Source organism: Paraburkholderia caffeinilytica, assembly GCF_003368325.1.
Lineage (GTDB): Bacteria > Pseudomonadota > Gammaproteobacteria > Burkholderiales > Burkholderiaceae > Paraburkholderia > Paraburkholderia caffeinilytica.
In genome coordinates, this window is the sequence record NZ_CP031467.1 from 1,872,481 (window position 1) to 1,888,758 (window position 16,278).

19 protein-coding genes are annotated in these 16,278 nt (G+C 62.4%); 5 read left to right on the forward strand and 14 right to left on the reverse strand.

The features are described 5' to 3' along the window. Positions 1-97: 97 nt before the first annotated feature. Entirely contained in the window at positions 98-967 is an 870-nt protein-coding gene (locus tag DSC91_RS24600) for an NAD(P)-dependent oxidoreductase (protein WP_115781255.1), read from the reverse strand. Positions 968-1,061: 94 nt separating this feature from the next. On the opposite strand from DSC91_RS24600, the gene DSC91_RS24605 reads away from it, so the two are divergent. Next, positions 1,062-1,817: a Mut7-C RNAse domain-containing protein gene (locus DSC91_RS24605; RefSeq protein WP_115781256.1), complete on the forward strand. Its 756-nt coding sequence runs from the start codon at positions 1,062-1,064 to the stop codon at positions 1,815-1,817. A gap of 137 nt (positions 1,818-1,954) precedes the next feature. After that, on the forward strand, positions 1,955-2,233 hold the full coding sequence (locus tag DSC91_RS24610) for a hypothetical protein (RefSeq protein ID WP_012434605.1): 279 nt from the start codon (positions 1,955-1,957) through the stop codon (positions 2,231-2,233). Between the two features lie 154 nt (positions 2,234-2,387). On the opposite strand, the gene DSC91_RS24615 is transcribed toward DSC91_RS24610, so the two are convergent. From DSC91_RS24615 to DSC91_RS24630, 4 genes are all read right to left on the reverse strand, one after another. Then, positions 2,388-2,600, reverse strand: coding sequence for a hypothetical protein (locus DSC91_RS24615; RefSeq protein WP_115781257.1), 213 nt, complete (start codon positions 2,598-2,600; stop codon positions 2,388-2,390). Positions 2,601-2,826: 226 nt separating this feature from the next. Next, complete coding sequence (locus tag DSC91_RS24620) at positions 2,827-3,579, reverse strand: IclR family transcriptional regulator domain-containing protein (RefSeq protein ID WP_115781258.1); 753 nt, start codon at positions 3,577-3,579, stop codon at positions 2,827-2,829. 106 nt (positions 3,580-3,685) lie between these two features. Continuing rightward, positions 3,686-4,864 carry an SDR family oxidoreductase gene (locus tag DSC91_RS24625; protein WP_115781259.1) on the reverse strand — a complete coding sequence of 393 codons (1,179 nt, stop codon included), beginning with the start codon at positions 4,862-4,864 and terminating at the stop codon, positions 3,686-3,688. A 91-nt stretch (positions 4,865-4,955) separates the two neighbouring features. Then, entirely contained in the window at positions 4,956-5,156 is a 201-nt protein-coding gene (locus DSC91_RS24630; RefSeq protein ID WP_115781260.1) for a MipA/OmpV family protein, read from the reverse strand. Between the two features lie 298 nt (positions 5,157-5,454). Between DSC91_RS24630 and DSC91_RS24640 the strand changes: the two genes are divergently transcribed. After that, on the forward strand, positions 5,455-6,390 hold the full coding sequence (locus DSC91_RS24640; RefSeq protein WP_115781261.1) for a DMT family transporter: 936 nt from the start codon (positions 5,455-5,457) through the stop codon (positions 6,388-6,390). Positions 6,391-6,423: 33 nt separating this feature from the next. Here the strand turns inward: DSC91_RS24640 and DSC91_RS24645 are convergent, their stop codons facing one another. From DSC91_RS24645 to DSC91_RS24670, 5 genes are all read right to left on the reverse strand, one after another. Next, positions 6,424-6,675: a hypothetical protein gene (locus DSC91_RS24645; protein WP_115781262.1), complete on the reverse strand. Its 252-nt coding sequence runs from the start codon at positions 6,673-6,675 to the stop codon at positions 6,424-6,426. Further along, positions 6,672-7,022, reverse strand: coding sequence for a hypothetical protein (locus DSC91_RS38310; RefSeq protein ID WP_229758156.1), 351 nt, complete (start codon positions 7,020-7,022; stop codon positions 6,672-6,674). The genes DSC91_RS24645 and DSC91_RS38310 overlap by 4 nt, the downstream gene beginning before the upstream one ends. Positions 7,023-7,454: 432 nt before the next feature. Next, positions 7,455-8,141 (reverse strand): DUF2242 domain-containing protein, encoded by a 687-nt coding sequence (locus DSC91_RS24655; protein ID WP_115781263.1) that lies wholly within the window; start codon positions 8,139-8,141, stop codon positions 7,455-7,457. A gap of 174 nt (positions 8,142-8,315) precedes the next feature. Next, entirely contained in the window at positions 8,316-8,957 is a 642-nt protein-coding gene (locus DSC91_RS24660; RefSeq protein ID WP_115781264.1) for a lytic transglycosylase domain-containing protein, read from the reverse strand. A gap of 255 nt (positions 8,958-9,212) precedes the next feature. Further along, entirely contained in the window at positions 9,213-10,178 is a 966-nt protein-coding gene (locus DSC91_RS24670) for a helix-turn-helix transcriptional regulator (RefSeq protein WP_115781266.1), read from the reverse strand. 120 nt (positions 10,179-10,298) lie between these two features. Here DSC91_RS24670 and DSC91_RS24675 point away from each other — a divergent pair, with 120 nt between their 5' ends. Both DSC91_RS24675 and DSC91_RS24680 read left to right on the forward strand, forming a co-directional pair. Continuing rightward, complete coding sequence (locus DSC91_RS24675; RefSeq protein ID WP_115783476.1) at positions 10,299-10,946, forward strand: glutathione S-transferase family protein; 648 nt, start codon at positions 10,299-10,301, stop codon at positions 10,944-10,946. A 99-nt stretch (positions 10,947-11,045) separates the two neighbouring features. Then, complete coding sequence (locus DSC91_RS24680; RefSeq protein WP_115783478.1) at positions 11,046-11,306, forward strand: DUF6723 family protein; 261 nt, start codon at positions 11,046-11,048, stop codon at positions 11,304-11,306. A gap of 111 nt (positions 11,307-11,417) precedes the next feature. Here DSC91_RS24680 and glmS read toward each other — a convergent pair whose 3' ends face one another. The 4 genes from glmS to DSC91_RS24700 all read right to left on the reverse strand — a co-directional run bounded on the left by glmS (position 11,418) and on the right by DSC91_RS24700 (position 16,200). Beyond that, positions 11,418-13,235, reverse strand: coding sequence for a glutamine--fructose-6-phosphate transaminase (isomerizing) (glmS, locus tag DSC91_RS24685; protein WP_115781267.1), 1,818 nt, complete (start codon positions 13,233-13,235; stop codon positions 11,418-11,420). Positions 13,236-13,295: 60 nt separating this feature from the next. After that, positions 13,296-14,657 (reverse strand): bifunctional UDP-N-acetylglucosamine diphosphorylase/glucosamine-1-phosphate N-acetyltransferase GlmU, encoded by a 1,362-nt coding sequence (gene glmU / locus DSC91_RS24690; protein WP_115781268.1) that lies wholly within the window; start codon positions 14,655-14,657, stop codon positions 13,296-13,298. Between the two features lie 145 nt (positions 14,658-14,802). Continuing rightward, a complete protein-coding gene (gene ttcA / locus DSC91_RS24695; protein ID WP_115781269.1) occupies positions 14,803-15,801 on the reverse strand; it encodes a tRNA 2-thiocytidine(32) synthetase TtcA in 999 nt (332 codons plus the stop codon). Positions 15,802-15,804: 3 nt separating this feature from the next. After that, positions 15,805-16,200, reverse strand: coding sequence for a dihydroneopterin aldolase (locus DSC91_RS24700; protein ID WP_115781270.1), 396 nt, complete (start codon positions 16,198-16,200; stop codon positions 15,805-15,807). Positions 16,201-16,278: the final 78 nt, after the last annotated feature.

Here is a 16,278-nt window from a genome sequence, read left to right on the forward strand (position 1 = left end):
ATAGCGTCACAGCGAAGCGCGCCGGTTCACTGCCCACGTCCAGTCTTCGCCTCGGATACCGCGACGCGTCCTCAAGAGCGGCGCCCCAAGCACCCGCTCAGCGCCCTGCCCGCCGCGCCGCCACCTGCCCCAGCACCGCGAAGTCCTTCTCGCCGTCGCCATGCGCTACCGCTTCGATCAGGCTGTCACGCACGACACTCGCAACCGGCAGCGGCGTGTTGACCGCATCTGCGGCCGCCAGCGCGAGGCGCAGGTCCTTCAGTCCAAGACGCGCCTTGAACAGCGCTGGCTCGTAGCGCTGCTCCGCGATCATCTTGCCGTAGCCCGAATAGACCGGTCCCGGAAACAGGCCGCCCGTGATGACGTCGAGGAAATCCTGCATCGCGAGGCCGTGGCCGGTCACGAGCGTGGCCGCCTCGCCAAGCGCCTCGACAGCCGCGCCCAACATGAAGTTAGCCGCAAGTTTCATCACGTTCGCCTGCTGCGGCAGCGAGCCGATGCGCCAGGTCTTCTGGCCGATGACGTCGAAAATCGGCTGCACGCGGTCGATCGACTCGGCTGGGCCACCCGCCACGATCGTCAGCTTGCCCGCAGCCGCGACGTCAGGCCGCCCCATCACCGGCGCCGCGACGTAATGGACGCCGCGCGACGCGTGCGCCGTCGCCAATTCCTCGGCCAGCGCCACCGAGATCGTCGCCATGTTCACGTGGATCAGGCCGCGCGGGGCGTGTTCCAGCAACGACGCGGTGATGACTTCGCGCAGCGCGGTATCGTCGGCGAGCATCGAGAGCACCGCGTCGCCCGCAAACGCTTCAGCCGGCGTCGCGACGATCCGCGCACCCGCGTCGGCAAGCGGCTGCGCGCGTTCCGGCGAGCGGTTCCACACGCGCACCTGATGCCCAGCTTTCAAAATGTTGGCAACCATCGCGGCGCCCATCTCGCCGAGACCGATAAAACCGATGTCCATCTGTCGCTCCGTCTTCTAAGGAACTGGAAGTAAAGCACACCCATGCGACACCTGCAGGACAGCGCGCAATTAAACACGGTGCGATACTGATGCGATGGTCACCGCGACATTCCGCTTCTATGAGGAGCTTAACGATTTTCTCGCCCGGCCCCTGCGCCGGCGCGCGTTCAGTTGCGCCTGCGCGCACGGCGCGACCGCGAAACATATGATCGAAGTGCTCGGCGTGCCGCATACTGAGGTTGAACTGATTCTGGTGAACGGTGAATCGGTCGGTTTCAATCATCCGCTCGCCGACGGCGATCGCGTCGCCGTTTATCCGAAGTTTGAAGCGCTCGACATCCAGCCGCTGTTGCGCGTGCGCGAACATCCGCTGCGCGTGGTGCGCTTCATCGCCGATGCGCACCTTGGCGGTCTCGCCCCGCTGCTGCGGCTCGCCGGCTTCGATACGCTGTACGACAACCACTATCCCGACGCCGATATCGAAGCGCTCGCCGCCGCGCAACAGCGCATCGTACTGACGCGCGATCGGGAGCTATTGAAACGCCGCACCATCACGCATGGCTGCTACGTGCGCACACTGCGGCCGCGTGAACAATTGCGCGAAGTGTTTGAACGGCTCGATCTGGCCGGCAGTGCGCAGCCGTTCCGTTTGTGTCTGATGTGCAATGCGCCGCTACGGCGGATCGCCAAGAATGAAGTCGGCGATCGGGCGCCGGATGGCGTGCTCGAACGGCATGACCAGTTCGTCACCTGCGACGTGTGCCGGCGCGTGTTCTGGGAAGGCACGCACTGGCAACGCATGCGTGCACTGATGGACAGCGTGGCCGGCGGGCCGGAGCGGCCGATTTGAACGCCGCTCGAGGGCCCGGCCTCCACGAAGCCTGAGCGCCGCCCCAACGCCGTCCGGGTGAGGAATCGGCGCCGCTGGCTCGACGCGCGGCGCGATGCGTACAATGCGGGATTACTTATCTGGCAGAGGCCTTCCGTATGGCGATGAAAAAAACCGACCTTGAAAAGAACAAGGCGCTCAAGCTGAACAACGCAATGAAACTGTCGACCGCCGACCGCTTCGGCAAAGCCGCTGCCGCGGAGCCGAAGCTCGATCGCCGCGAACAGCGCAAGCTCGATCAGGCGCAGGGCCTCGTCGCGTTCGCCTGCAAGCTGAACGGCGACCTCGTGACCGAACTGAAAGAACGGGCCGCCACGCATCCGGAAGGCATGACCGGCTTGCTGAACGAGGTCATCAAACGCGGCCTCGCAGGCTAAACGCCGCTCAAAACCGCCGCCCAATACAAAAAGGCCAGAGTAAAAGCTCTGGCCTTTTTGCTGGCGACATTTAACCGGAACTACGCTGCACTCGCCGACAGGCGGCGCACACCGGAGAACCGGCAGGGTTCGCCCGACGCAACCAAGCGTGAGCTTAGTTTGCCGCGCCCTTGTCGTTCGTGCCGGCTGCCGAAGCTGCCGCCGAAACCGGAGCACGCTTGCCGTGCGTCTTCAGCTTCTTGATGTGGTGCTTCTTCGGCGCGCTAGCGGCAGCGGCCGGCGCTGCTGCGTCCGATGCCTGTGCGAAAGCTTGAACGGAGACCAGCGCGATCGAAGCGGCTGCGAGCGAGACGATAACTTTTTTCATGTGTTGTTCCCCAAACCTGGACGACTGAGTCAGTGTGAATGAAATAGCTGCACGGTGAAGCAGACAGGGCTTGAGGCGCCTTACCGCTCCCCGCGGGAGAGTATTACGCAGCGTAGGCGGTTTGTCATGCCCAAAACTCGATATGTATTTTCCGGGAGACAGCTTGCTTTCGACATGCTTTCACTCGCTAAACACGACGCACCAGGGAAATTACCTGGTCCCGCGTTCAGACCAGATTTCGCAGCAAACTGGCGGTTTCCTGGAGAGTCGGCAGCACCCGGTGCAACGCCGCATTCGCCGACTCCTGCCCGATCGGCATGCTCACGCTGATCGCCGCCACGACCGAGCCATGCCGGTCACGCAAGGGCACCGCGACACCGCGCATACCCAATTCCAGTTGTTGGTCGGTGACGACATACCCATCGCGGCGGATTTCACCCAGCACTTCGCGCAAACGCGCCGTGGTCGAATAGGTATAGGGCGTGAATACCTTGATCGGATAAGACGCCAGCCACTGTTCGATGCTTTCCGGCGGCTGGAAAGCCAGCAGGATCAAACCCGCCGACGACAGCGGCGCGCTCGCCCGCGAGCCGAGCACGAAACCGACCGCCATCGCCCGGTTGACGCCGTTGCGCGCCACGTAGACCACGTCATGTTCGTCGAGAATCGCGACCAGCGCGGTTTCCTGCACCGTCGCGGTGATGCGCTGAAGAAACGGCTGCACGGTGCGCGGCAAGCGCGCCGAATCCAGATACGACTGACCGAGCCGCAATACGCGCGGCGCGAGCCAGAACAGCTTGCCGTCGGTATCCACGTAGCCGAGTTCGCGCAGCGTCAGCAGATAGCGGCGCGCCGCCGTGCGCGAGAGCCCGGCACGGGCGGCCACCATGGTCGGCGTCATGCGCGCATGCTCTTCGTCGAATGCTTCGATGATCGTCAGCGCCTTCGCCGCGCCGGCAATCCAGTCTTTCTCGTCCATTGCGTCTGCCTGAAGGTCGGCTTGCCCGGTGGTCGGTGGCGTTTCGAGCCGTCTAGCCGTTGCGCGATTATCGCGCGAACCGCTTGCCGTGCAACCGGCTAAAGGCTCATTTGAAGTCCCAGCGCATCTGCTCGGCGATCCCCACCCCGCGAGACGTCCGCACACATTCACTCACATAATCGGTGAACGGCAGCGGCTCGAAGCCGATTTCGTCACGCAAACGGCAATTGTCGAACGCGTAGTCCAGTTCCGCGAAACCGGCGTACACACGCAGCGCGTGCTCGATCAGGCGGCCGCTGCCACACCGGTCGCGGCCCACCACCTCGCGTGCGATCTTGCCGAAGTCGCGCACGCGGCACATCGAATAGCGGCGGCCCGACGTGCCGGTGGCCTCGTCCATTGCACTGATGATCTGACCGATGGTCGGCGCCTCCGCCCCCGCCGACACGTGATACGTATCGAAAGCCAGCGACGGCTTCACCGTCAGCAGCACGAGCGCACGGGCGCAGTCGTCGGCGGACACCACGTCAATGCGGTTCATCGCCCGCGCCGTGAAGCGACGCGCGCCGTGCACCACGCGAAACACCCAGAACAGGCTCGCCGACGGCAACGTGCCGAGCACCGTGTGGCCGACCACGCTCGACGGCCGCACCACCACCAACGGCAAACGGGGATACGTGCTGCGCAACAGACGTTCGACTTCGCGTTTGCTTTGCGTGTAAGGCACGAGGTGGCGCGTCTCGCTGTAGCCGAATGGAGATTCCTGCACGTTTGCGCCGCATTGCGTGCCGCACGCCATCGCCGTGCTCACATGCAGAAAACGCCGCAGCGTTTTGCTGCCGGCAAAACGCGATGCAAAGCGCAAGGTGTCGCGTACATTCGTATCGAGTACTTGCGGATGCGTCGAGAACGACGCGAGCCCGGCACAGTTGATCACATGCGATGCTTTCGCGAGCCGCGCCAGATTGATCTCCGAAAACGCGCTGCCGAGTTCGCCGACCATTACGTTCGCTTCGGTGATTCGCTGCACGCGAGAATATGGCAACCCGCAGCGCACCGCCGAGGCGCGCAGCCGCGCGAGCGCGTCGGTCACGCTGACGCCGCGCACCAGACACACCATGCGCTCGGCCAGGCCGACGTTGATCAGGGTCACAAGCAGATTGCCGCCGATAAAACCGGTCGCACCGGTCAGCAGCACACCGTCGACACCCATCGCCTTCGCACGCGCCGACGATACCAGGCTGTCCTGCCAGGCGTTGGATAAAGGGGTTTGCCATGCAAACATCGCGAGCTCCTGGCCGGGGACGTCAAAGCGTCGAACGTCGAACGTCGATCCGGACAACCGATCAATAGCAATAGACGCATCGGCACGCGCATCAATACCGATACGTCAGCGCCGAGACCGCGAAGTAGTTGTTCTTCGACTGCACGATCGGGCTGTTCGCCGACGCACCGAGCAGCCACGCCACGCCGCCGGCCAGCGAAAACATATAGAAATTCTCGGCGTAGACCATCGGCGGGCAGATCAGGCAAAACAGCGGAAGACGCAGATAAAAGAGGCGTTTGCGCACGATCATGACTTTTTTGGGACGGAAGCCGCAGTCTAGGGACGCCGCCTCGCCGCGTCTGTCCTGAAATTGAGGGAATGTGTGCGCGATTGTGTTCAAGTGTTCGCGAATGTCCGCGGCGTATCCGGCACGCGTGCGCGCAGATAGAATCGGTGCCTGATAGCGGAGACCGATATGACCGAAGCCCTCTCAACACTGGCGTGCTACTGATCGAGGATGACGATCGCCTCGCGCCGTTGATCGAGGAATATCTGAACAGCTACGAATCCAGCGTGACGATCATCCGAACCGACTTCGAAAGCCGCCTTTGAAACCCGACACACGCCAACATCTGCGCGCCAATCTGCTGATGCTGATCGCAGCGATGATCTGGGGCTCCGCATTCGTCGCGCAACGCTTAAGCGTCGATGCGATCGGACCGTTCCTGTTTACCGGACTGCGTTTCCTGCTCGGCGCGCTGGTCGTGCTAACGATGATTGTCTGCGTGCGGCGCTCCGCACTGGCCGAGCTGTCGAAGCGCGAACCCGGCGGCGCACGCGAGCTGCTCGGGGCCGGTGCGCTGCTTGGCGTCGTGCTGTCGGCGTCGATCTCGTTGCAGCAGATCGGCTTGCAATACACGAAGATCGCCAACGCCGGCTTTATCAGTTCGTTGTATGTGGTGCTCGTGCCGCTGCTGGGCGTGCTGTTTCGTCATCGCACGGGATTCGGCACGTGGCTTGGTGCGACGCTCGCTGCGCTCGGCATGTACTTTCTGAGCGTCAACGAGCACTTCTCGATCCTGTACGGCGACTGGTATCAGCTAGCCGGCGCCCTGGTGATTTCCGTGCAGATGATGCTGGTGGGCCGCTTCGCGCTGCGACACGACACACTCATGTTGGCGCTCGTACAGTTCGTGACTTGCGGGCTCGCATGTGTGGCCGTCGGTCTCGTGATCGAGCCGGTCAGTCTCGCGGTGATCGAGCGCGCCGCACCGACGATTCTGTACGGCGGTGCGCTGTCGGTGGGTGTCGCCTATACGATTCAGGTGGTGGCGCAAAAGTATGCGGCACCCTCGCATGCCGCGGTGATCTTCAGTATGGAAGGTGTGTTCGCGGCGCTGGCCGGGTGGCTCGTGCTCGGCGAAACGTTGTCGGCGCGGGCGCTATTCGGATGCGCGCTGATGCTCACCGGGTTGATCGTGTGCCAGGTCATGCCGGCCTGGCGACGCGGGCACAAAGCCGATCGCTTGCCTCACGAGGCGTGAGGGCTTGGCCAGTCGCCCGCGCGGCAGTCTCGGCTAAGCGGCGCGCGGTTGCGCGAAAAGCTTGGGCGTATCAGCGGTGGGGGGAAACACACACCAGCAGCCGTCGTCGTGACGAAAGAAAAAAAGGCCGCGCGATTCACCTTCCTGAGAAGTCTCCACCCGCACGTAACGCCTTCCGCCGACACGGGTGCGGCTGAATTCGGTCACGTGAACCGGAACCGAAGGCGCCGGCGCCAGCCATTTCTCGACCAGAAAACGCAGTGATTGTTCGCTGGCGGCTCTCATGATCCGCTCCGGGCCGGCTTGTCGTGACTTGCCTCGCGCGTGGCGTCGCTGCTTTCGTCGCGTTCGGTGCCTTCCTCATCATGCTCGGAGGATGCGAGGGATATGGCCCGGTTGGTGGCCGCCGCCCGCAGCGTCGTGCAGTGACGGGCATGTCGGATATCCGAAAGAAGACGGACTAGCTGTCGTGCTGTTCTGCGTTTCATTGCACACCCCCGCACTGCACCAATAACTTCAGAAAACACTTTAACTTTATGCCTGGATAGGGCGTTGCCGAAATGATTTTGACTAAATAGCAACAGTTGCGCTTGCAAAAACATCGACGCAATCTTTGTACCTTCCAGCTTCAATGTGCACCTTCGGGGAAGCGCAGTCTGTACGGTGGCGAGCGGATGGCATCGACAAAAAAACCGCGCCGCCACCCGCGCGATAGACGCCTGGATGCGCAAGTTATCCACAATTGCCTATGAATAACTTCGGGATAGCGCATCGGACAGCCTGTGCGCGAAATCTTGATAAGACGCGAGGCCAGGCAAGCCCCGTCAAAGTTATCCCAGCTCTGTAGTTTTTCTACAGACATGTTCCGCAGGGTTATGGGTTTCGCATGACGTTGATGTGACGGGGAATTTGAGACTTATCCACAGGCGGGGTTAACCCTTGTTAACTATTACTACATATATATACGTATGAAGTAAAAGACATAGGAAAAGTACCGCGGCGTGATGAAATCAAAGGCTGATCACCTCATGATCAGCCGACACCCCGCAGCATCGGTGAATGCATCAAGGCGCGACGCCGGCTCCACTGGCGGGTTGTGTGGCAGCGGCCTTGTCGATTGCATCAGGCATATCCAGAAGCGGGACTGGAAGCGGCGCTTCGACCGGCACCGGCAACATGCGCGTCTCGATGCGGCTGTTCACCACCGGCTGTGTGCGCACCACCGTTTGCAGATAGTGGTCGACGAGGCCGAAGAAACGATCGTAGAACTTGCCCGACGGGATGGTCTCGCTCGATATTTTGACCATCGCATCGTTGTTCGAGCGGATCGGCAGCGACAGCGAACCCAGCACGCTCAACCCGACGCTCGCCGACGTATCGCTTTTCTTCAACGCAAAGCCATTCTGCACGGCGTTGACGTAAACAATGCTCGTATCGCTCGCCTCTTCCCCCGGCGTGCACACCACATGAAACTCGACGACGACGTGCGTGTCGCCGGTCGGCTGGAAATTTTTCGTTCCGTCGACGGTATCGGTACGCGTCATCGTCGTCAGATAGCCCTGACTCAGCAGTGCGCGGCGCGCGGCCTCGCAGGTATCCGTGGAGCTTGAGTTGAAATTTCGGGCGTACGGGTTCGCGCCCGTTTCGAACAATTCCTGCTGGAATTTCGGCTGCGGGGCGCTTTTGCAAGCGGCAAGTGCCATCAGGCCAAGAAGCGCGGCGGCGGTGGCTTTGGAAAACGAGGTGAACATGATCGATCGGAGAAGGCGCAGCGTGAGCTCGAATGGGAATGCATTGTAGAGCCGTTGCCGGATATGCGTAAAAAGCGCGCAGCGCGCAGCCCGCGCGGCCTTACACGGCGTGACGCGTCAATTCCGCGACTTCAGCGCGGAAGCAGAACATTGGGGAAAAAGTGGAGCTGCCGCTCAGTGCGGCATGGCAGGCGATGCGCCTGGCAGGGCCGTCGCGCCATTCATCCCGGCGGCGGTGTCGGCCGGTATCGTAAAAGCGTCGGCCCAGTTGCCCGGCGCCGGGCAACGGTCGGCTTCGCACATACTGGCTTGTGCGCCGGGATGCGAGGCGACATCTTGCGGTCCCGCGACGCCGGCGAAATCCTCCACGCGCAAGCTGACCTTCTTCGCGTACGCCTGCGATCCGCCGTAACTCTTGAGCGCCGCGTTCATGTCGCCGTTGGCCGAGCGCATGTAGCCGTACAGGATCGCCGAACCCACCTCGATGTTGGTGGTCGGCTCGGTAAGGTCTTTGACGTTCCTCAGCAGCCCCCGATGGGCGCCCGGCACCACCTGCATCAGCCCGGTCGCGCCGTTGGCGCCCCTGGCCTTTTCCTTGAAGCGGGATTCGATCGAGATGATCGCCAGCAGCAGTGCCGGCGGCAGCGAATATTTCGAAGCGGCCGACTGCACCGCGTCGGAAATCTGCTGGGCCTTTTCCTTTGCCAGACCGAACTTCTGCGTCAGATACGCGGACATGCGGTCATTGTTTTCGTCGGCCGTAGCGGTTTGCATCAGGCCGAGCGAAAGCACGATCAGGCAAAGTAACCGGCTCATAACGGAGGACGGGGAAGGAAGGGGATTTGCGCATTATAGCTCTGCCCCCAAAAGAGGCCCCCAAACGGCCAAAATTCGTCTGAGGAAAAGATGACCGGCGGGTCGTTATGTTTATCGACCTTGGCGCGCGCGTCTTTCGGATACCACCATGCCGAATTCGTATCGCGCTGAACGTAAAAACGCAGCGCGTCCTTCAGCGTAGGGACGCGGCCGTTGTGGAAGAACACGCGGCGCGTCGGCTGTGAACGGGCGCTCTCATTGCGCGTAGCGACGATGCAAGGCGGCCGCCACCTCCGCAAAACGCGCACGCAACTCCGGCGGCGCCAGCACGTCGGCCTCGGTGCCGAAGCGCAGCAATTCCGCGCATGCCTGCCTTGCCGAACCGACCGGCAGCGTGACCGTGCGCCAGCCGTCGGACGGATCGGGCTCGCCGATTTTCGCGGCTGAGCGTGCGAACGGCGAGACGAAGACTTCGAGCATCTGCATGCCCCACGGCGACAGGCGCAGCGTTGCCTCGCTCGCATGCATCTCTTCGGATAGGCGCTGTGTGCTGTCCTGCCAGTAAGCCGCCAGATCGAAGGCGGCCGGGCGCTCGAACGTCTCGTCGAGCATGCTCAATTCGAGAATGCGCGAAATGCGGTAGATGCGGATGTCCGCGCCGACCCGCCCAACCAAATACCAGGCTCCGCTTTTCAGCACGATGCCGAGCGGTTCGATCCGCCGGAATTTTTCCGCCTTCCAGCTCTGATAGCGAATCTGCAGCGGATGCTGTTCCCACACCGCGCCGGCGATCAACGGCAGATTCGCGGGCTGGTCAGCTTCGGAAAACCAGGCCGGGGCGTCGAGGTGAAAACGTGAGCGTATGCGCTCCGCGGTCGAGCGCAACTCAACCGGCAGCGCGGCGAGCAATTTGGTTTGCGCGCCGGCCATCACGGCGCCGAGACCGAGTGCCTGCACCGGCCCCGGCAAGCCCGCGAGGAACAGCGCCTCCGCTTCCCGCGACGACAGGCCGTTCAGACGGGTACGGTATCCGTCGAGCAGGCGATAGCCGCCTTCAGCGCCACGTTCGCTCTGGACAGGAACACCTGCGGCGCTCAAGGCGTCGATATCGCGATAGATCGTGCGCAAGGAAACCGCGCACTCCTCGGCGAGCGACTGCGCGGTCACGCGTCCGCGCGCCTGCAAGGTCATCAGGATGGAAAGGAGGCGGCTGGCTCTCATACAGACAAGTTTAGTCATACCTGACACAAACTGACAGGTATAGGCGCTTAGGATGGGGACGTCCGGCGCCAGATGGACGCCGGCTTTACCAACGAGACGCTCACTCAGAAGGCTCCCGCCATGACCACCGATCGCACGATCACGCTGTTCCACTCACCGCAATGCCGCTCGGTCAGCGCACTTACGCTGCTCGAGGAGCTGGGCGCCCCGTATCAGTTGAAGGTGTTGAACATGAAGGCCGGTGAGCAGCGCAAGGCGCCATATCTCGCGATTAATCCGCTCGGCAAGGTACCGGCGATCCTTCACGGCGACGCGCTGATCACCGAACAGGTCGCCATCTTTATCTATCTGGCTGACCTGTTTCCGGAAGCGGGTCTCGCGCCGACGCTCGACGATCCGTCGCGCGGGCCGTACCTGCGATGGCTGGTGTACTACGCGGCATGTTACGAACCGGCGCTGGTCGACAAGGCGATGAAGCGCGACCCGGCGCCGCCCGCCACGTCGCCCTACGGCGATTTCGATTCGATGCTCGGGACGGTGACGAGCCAGTTGCAGGCGTCACCCTATTTACTCGGGGACAGGATGTCGGCGGCGGATATCTTGTGGGGCATCGCGCTGCATTGGGGGATGATGTTCAAGCTGGTGCCTGAGACGCCGGTCGTGCTCGAGTATGCCCGGCGCGTTTGCTCACGGCCGAGCTTCGTGAAGGTGAGCGAGCGGGATGTTGCGCTCGCGGCGGAGCATGAGGCGGCGGTCAAAGGGATTTGAGACAATGAGGGCCGCCGGTGAATATCTTCCCGGGACAACCGGGCGTGCCTTGACCTTTCCGGCAAGCACCGCCTCATTGAACAAGAGATGTTTTCAGGTATGAGCAAGACCGTATTCATTCCGAGCGTGCCCGCGACGTCAGAGGAAGATTTCGAAGTGTCGGCCACGTCGAAGCTGGCCGGCTACCGGCGTTTCTTCGGCGTGTTGAAAGTGGTTCGAACCACCGACGGCCGCGTGTTGTTCCCATTCGACGGCGCGCCGGAACTCGGACCTTACCCGACCAAGCTGGAAGCCGTCGCGGCGGCGCAAGTGTATGGCGAGCACATCGTGACCAGCGATCTGGCGTGTCCGGAGTTGTAAACGCGCAAGTGCTGCGAGGGAGCGAGGTGCGCCATCGAGGCAAAAAAACGGCCGCCCAAAGGCGACCGTTTTTTCAGCGCGGAGTGTAGCTAGCGATAGCCGCCTCCAACCTCACTCCACCGTAACCGACTTCGCCAGGTTCCGCGGCTTGTCCACATCCGTGCCTCGCGCACAAGCTGTGTGATAAGCCAGCAACTGCAGCGGCACCACGTGCAGGATCGGCGACAGCAGGCCGTAGTGTTCCGGCATCCGGATCACATGCAGACCTTCGTCGTTGACGATCTTCGTATCCGCATCCGCGAACACATAAAGCTCACCGCCCCGCGCACGCACTTCCTGGATATTCGACTTCAGCTTCTCCAGCAGCGCGTCATTCGGCGCCACCGTCACCACCGGCATCGCTTCAGTCACGAGCGCCAGCGGCCCGTGCTTCAGCTCGCCGGCCGGATACGCTTCCGCGTGGATATAGGAAATCTCCTTCAGCTTCAGCGCACCCTCGAGCGCGATCGGGTAATGCAGACCGCGCCCGAGGAACAGCGCATGTTCCTTGCGCGAAAACTCTTCCGACCACGCGATGATCTGCGGCTCCAGCGCCAGCACGCTATTCAATGCCGCCGGCAGATGACGCAGCAGTTTCAGATACTTGGCTTCCTGCTCCGGGGCCACCTGCCCACGCAGCTTCCCAAGCGTCGCGGCAAGCACGAACAGCGCAACCAGTTGTGTCGTGAAAGCCTTGGTCGACGCCACGCCGATTTCGCGACCTGCGTGGGTCAGGAACGACAATTCGGTCTGGCGCACCATCGCGCTCGTGCCGACATTGCATACTGCCAGCGTATGTTTATGCCCCAGCGACTGCGCATGCTTGAGCGCCGCCAGCGTATCGGCCGTTTCGCCCGACTGCGAGATCACCACTACCAGCGACTTTGGATTCGGCACGGACTCGCGATACCGATACTCACTGGCAATTTCCACCTGAGTCGGGATCTTCGCGACCGACTCGAGCCAGTACTTCGCGGTCAACCCCGAGTAGTAGCTCGTGCCGCACGCGAGAATCAACAGACTGTCGATGTCCGCGAACACCTTGCCGGCACTCTCGCCGAATAGCGACGCTTCGAACGAATCGCCTTGCGGGATCGTGTCCGTAATGGCACGCGGCTGTTCGAAAATTTCCTTCTGCATGAAGTGGCGGTACGGGCCAAGCTCGACCGCGCCGCCATACGCCGCGACCTGGCGCACTTCGCGCTGTGCTTCGTAACCGTCACGATCGACGATACGCACACCCTCGAGCGACAATTCGCAGACGTCGCCTTCCTCGAGGAAGATGAAGCGTTCGGTGCTGCCGGCAAGCGCCAACGCATCCGAAGCGAGGAAGTTCTCACCGTTGCCGAGTCCGACCACCAGCGGCGAACCTTGCCGCGCGCCGACCACCGCATGCGGCTGATCCTTATGCAGCACCGCGATCGCATATGCGCCGTGCAATTGCCCGACGGCTTCACGCACCGCGGCAAACAGATCGCCGCGATACAGGCTGTGGATCAAATGAGCGATAACCTCTGTGTCGGTTTGGGAAACAAACATGTAACCCTTGCCCCGCAGCATTTCGCGCAGTGACTCGTAGTTCTCGATGATGCCGTTGTGTACCAACGCGAGCGCGTCTTTCGAGAAGATCGGGTGAGCGTTGTCGGTTACCGGCGCGCCGTGCGTCGCCCAGCGCGTATGCGCGATACCCGTGATGCCTTCGAGGTGGCTCTCCTGCACCTGCTCGTCCAGATCGGCCACGCGCGCGACGCTGCGCGCACGACGCGGTCCGTCGCTACCGAGTACCGCCACGCCGCACGAATCGTAGCCGCGATACTCGAGGCGGCGCAGTCCTTCGATCAGGACGGGAACGATGTTACGTTGCGCAACCGCGCCAACAATGCCACACATGGCTAATTCCTTTTCAGTGCCGGGTGTCAGGGCGCGCGCTTGAGGCGCGCGTCACGCCCATCAACTTTTCTTCTTGATCGGGCGTACATAGCCCGGCTTGCTTGTTTGAGTCTTATCGTTCAGGACCAGCATGTCTTGTTCGACGTCTTTCCAGACCGTGGTGCCCGCCGCGATTGTCACACCGCGCTTCACGCGCACGGGCGCGACGAGTTGCGTGTCCGAACCGACGAACACGTCGTCTTCGATGATCGTGCGGAATTTGTTCGCGCCGTCGTAGTTACAGGTGATGGTACCCGCGCCGATATTCACGCGCGCCCCGATATCCGCGTCGCCGATATACGTAAGATGGTTCGCCTTCGAGCCACGACCGAGCACCGCGTTCTTCACCTCGACGAAGTTGCCGACGTGCGACTCGTCCTGCAACGACGCGCCCGGACGCAGCCGTGCATAAGGGCCAAGCACGACGTTCGCACCGACGTCGGCGCCTTCGATATGCGTGAACGCGTCGACGCGCGTACCGGCGCCGATCGTCGCATTGCGGATTACGCAGTTCGGCCCGACGGTCACATTGTCGGCCAGTGTGACGCGGCCTTCGAACACGCAGTTCACGTCGATCGAGACGTCGCGGCCGCATTCGAGCGTGCCGCGCACGTCGAGACGAGCCGGATCGGCAAGCGTCACGCCGGCCACCAGCAGTGCCTCGGCAACATTGTGCTGATGAATCCGTTCGAGTTCGGCAAGCTGCTGCTTGCTGTTCACGCCGAGCGTTTCCCACGCTTCGTCAGGCTGCGTGGTGACGACTTCGAGTCCCGCTTCGATCGCCATCTCGACCGCGTCGGTCAGGTAGAACTCGCCTTGCGCGTTGTCGTTCTTTAACGCGGCGAGCCAGCCGCCCAACCGCTCGGTCGGCGCGACGATGATGCCGGTGTTGATCTCGGCGATCCCGAGCTGCTCGGCCGTTGCGTCTTTCTGTTCGACGATGCGCGACACCTTGCCGTGCTGATCGCGCACGATGCGGCCGTAGCCGCTGGGGTCGTCGAGCGTGACGGTGAGAACGCCATAGCCGCCGGGGCCCGCGCGATCGGTCAGCGCCTGCAGCGTGCAGGCGCGCGTGAGCGGCACGTCGCCGTACAGCACCAGCGTGGGTTCGGAAGGATCGAGCAGCGGCAACGCCTGCTGCACCGCGTGGCCGGTGCCGAGTTGCTGCTCCTGTGCGGCGAACTGGATATCCGGCGCCGCTACCGCTTGACGCACGGCTTCGGCGCCATGACCGACCACCACGACCAGACGCGTGGGCTTGAGCGCACGAGCGGTGTCGATGACATGAGCGAGGAGCGGCCGGCCGGCCAGGGGATGGAGCACCTTGGGAAGCGCGGACCGCATGCGCTTACCGGTGCCTGCCGCCAAAATCACGATGTTCATGGCGTCGGCAATCAGACAAGTTTCGAGCCGACGATTCTATCATGCAGCCTATGCCTACCAAGGCCGCTCGCGCGGCTCCCGCATGGTGACATGACCCTGCTGAATCACCCGGAAATCCTTGATTCCCGGGCACTTCGCGACCCGATCAAAGATCGTCGAACTGGACGATCGAGATCGATTTCGACCCGGTGAGCAGCGTGCCCTCGCCGGTATCGGTCGAGCACGGCTCTTCGTCGAAGGCGATATCGCCTTGCGGATCGGCCTCGCCGCTCGCGCGCAGACCGGCGAACGGAAACAGCTTGTGATCCATCAGGTGCGACGGCACGATGTTCGACAAGGCATTGAACATGTTCTCGATGCGGCCCGGGAAGCGCTTTTCCCAATCGCGGATCAGCGCCTTCATTTCCGCGCGCTTCAGGTTTGGCTGGCTGCCGCACAGGTTGCACGGAATGATCGGGAATTCGCGCAGCTCCGCGTACTTTTCCAGATCGGTTTCCTTTACGTAGGCGAGCGGGCGAATCACGATGTTCTTGCCGTCGTCCGATTGCAGCTTGGGCGGCATGCCCTTCAGCTTGCCGCCGTAGAACATGTTCAGCAGCAGCGTTTGCAGAATGTCGTCGCGATGATGGCCGAGCGCTATCTTGGTCGCGCCGAGTTCGCCCGCCACGCGATACAGAATGCCGCGACGCAGCCGCGAGCACAGCGAGCAGGTGGTCTTGCCCTCCGGCACCAGCCGCTTGACGATGCTGTAGGTGTCCTGGTTCTCGATGTGAAACGGAATGTCGAGTTGCTTCAGGTACTCGGGCAGCACGTGCTCGGGGAAGCCCGGCTGCTTCTGGTCGAGATTCACCGCGACGATGTCGAAGTTGATCGGCGCGCGCTCGCGCAGCCGCATCAGGATGTCGAGCATCGCGTAGCTGTCCTTGCCGCCCGACAGGCACACCATCACCTTGTCGCCTTCCTCGATCATGTTGAAGTCGCCGATCGCTTCACCGACCTGGCGCGCAAGCCGCTTGAACAGCTTGTTGTTCTCGTAGGCTTCTTTCTGCTCGCGACGCGTGAGCGGCGCTTTGCCCGTTGAGGTGTGCGCGGTCTGCGCAGCGCCCAGGGCTGCGGTGTCGTTCAGGATTTCCTGAGCATTCATGGCTCAATCCTCTTTGATACGGAAGACTTCGACGCCCACCGCGTCGCAGTCGGGATAAACGTCCGGTTTTTCGGTCGACACGCACACGGCGCGCACCTGCGGATGATCGAGCAGCACCTTGACGAGGTCGTCGCAGAGCGTTTCCTGCAGGTGGATATGACCTTGTTCGACACGGCGCGCGATGGTCGAGCGCATGAAGTCGTAATCGACGACTTCGTTCAATTTGTCCTGAACCGGCGTGGACAGCGCGAGCGGCACGAATAGTTCGACGTTGATCACGACGCGCTGTTCGCCGCGCTTTTCGAAGTCGTGCACGCCGATGTTGATGTGCACTTCGTAATTGCGCAGAAAGAGCCGGCGGCAATCGGCGAGCCGGGGATGCGAAAGAGCGGCAAACATGTTCGTTCCAGTCGAAAAAAGAGCGCGGTGCACTCAAATGGGCGCTTCAACGCGCGGGCGGCCGCCGGTTCACCCGGC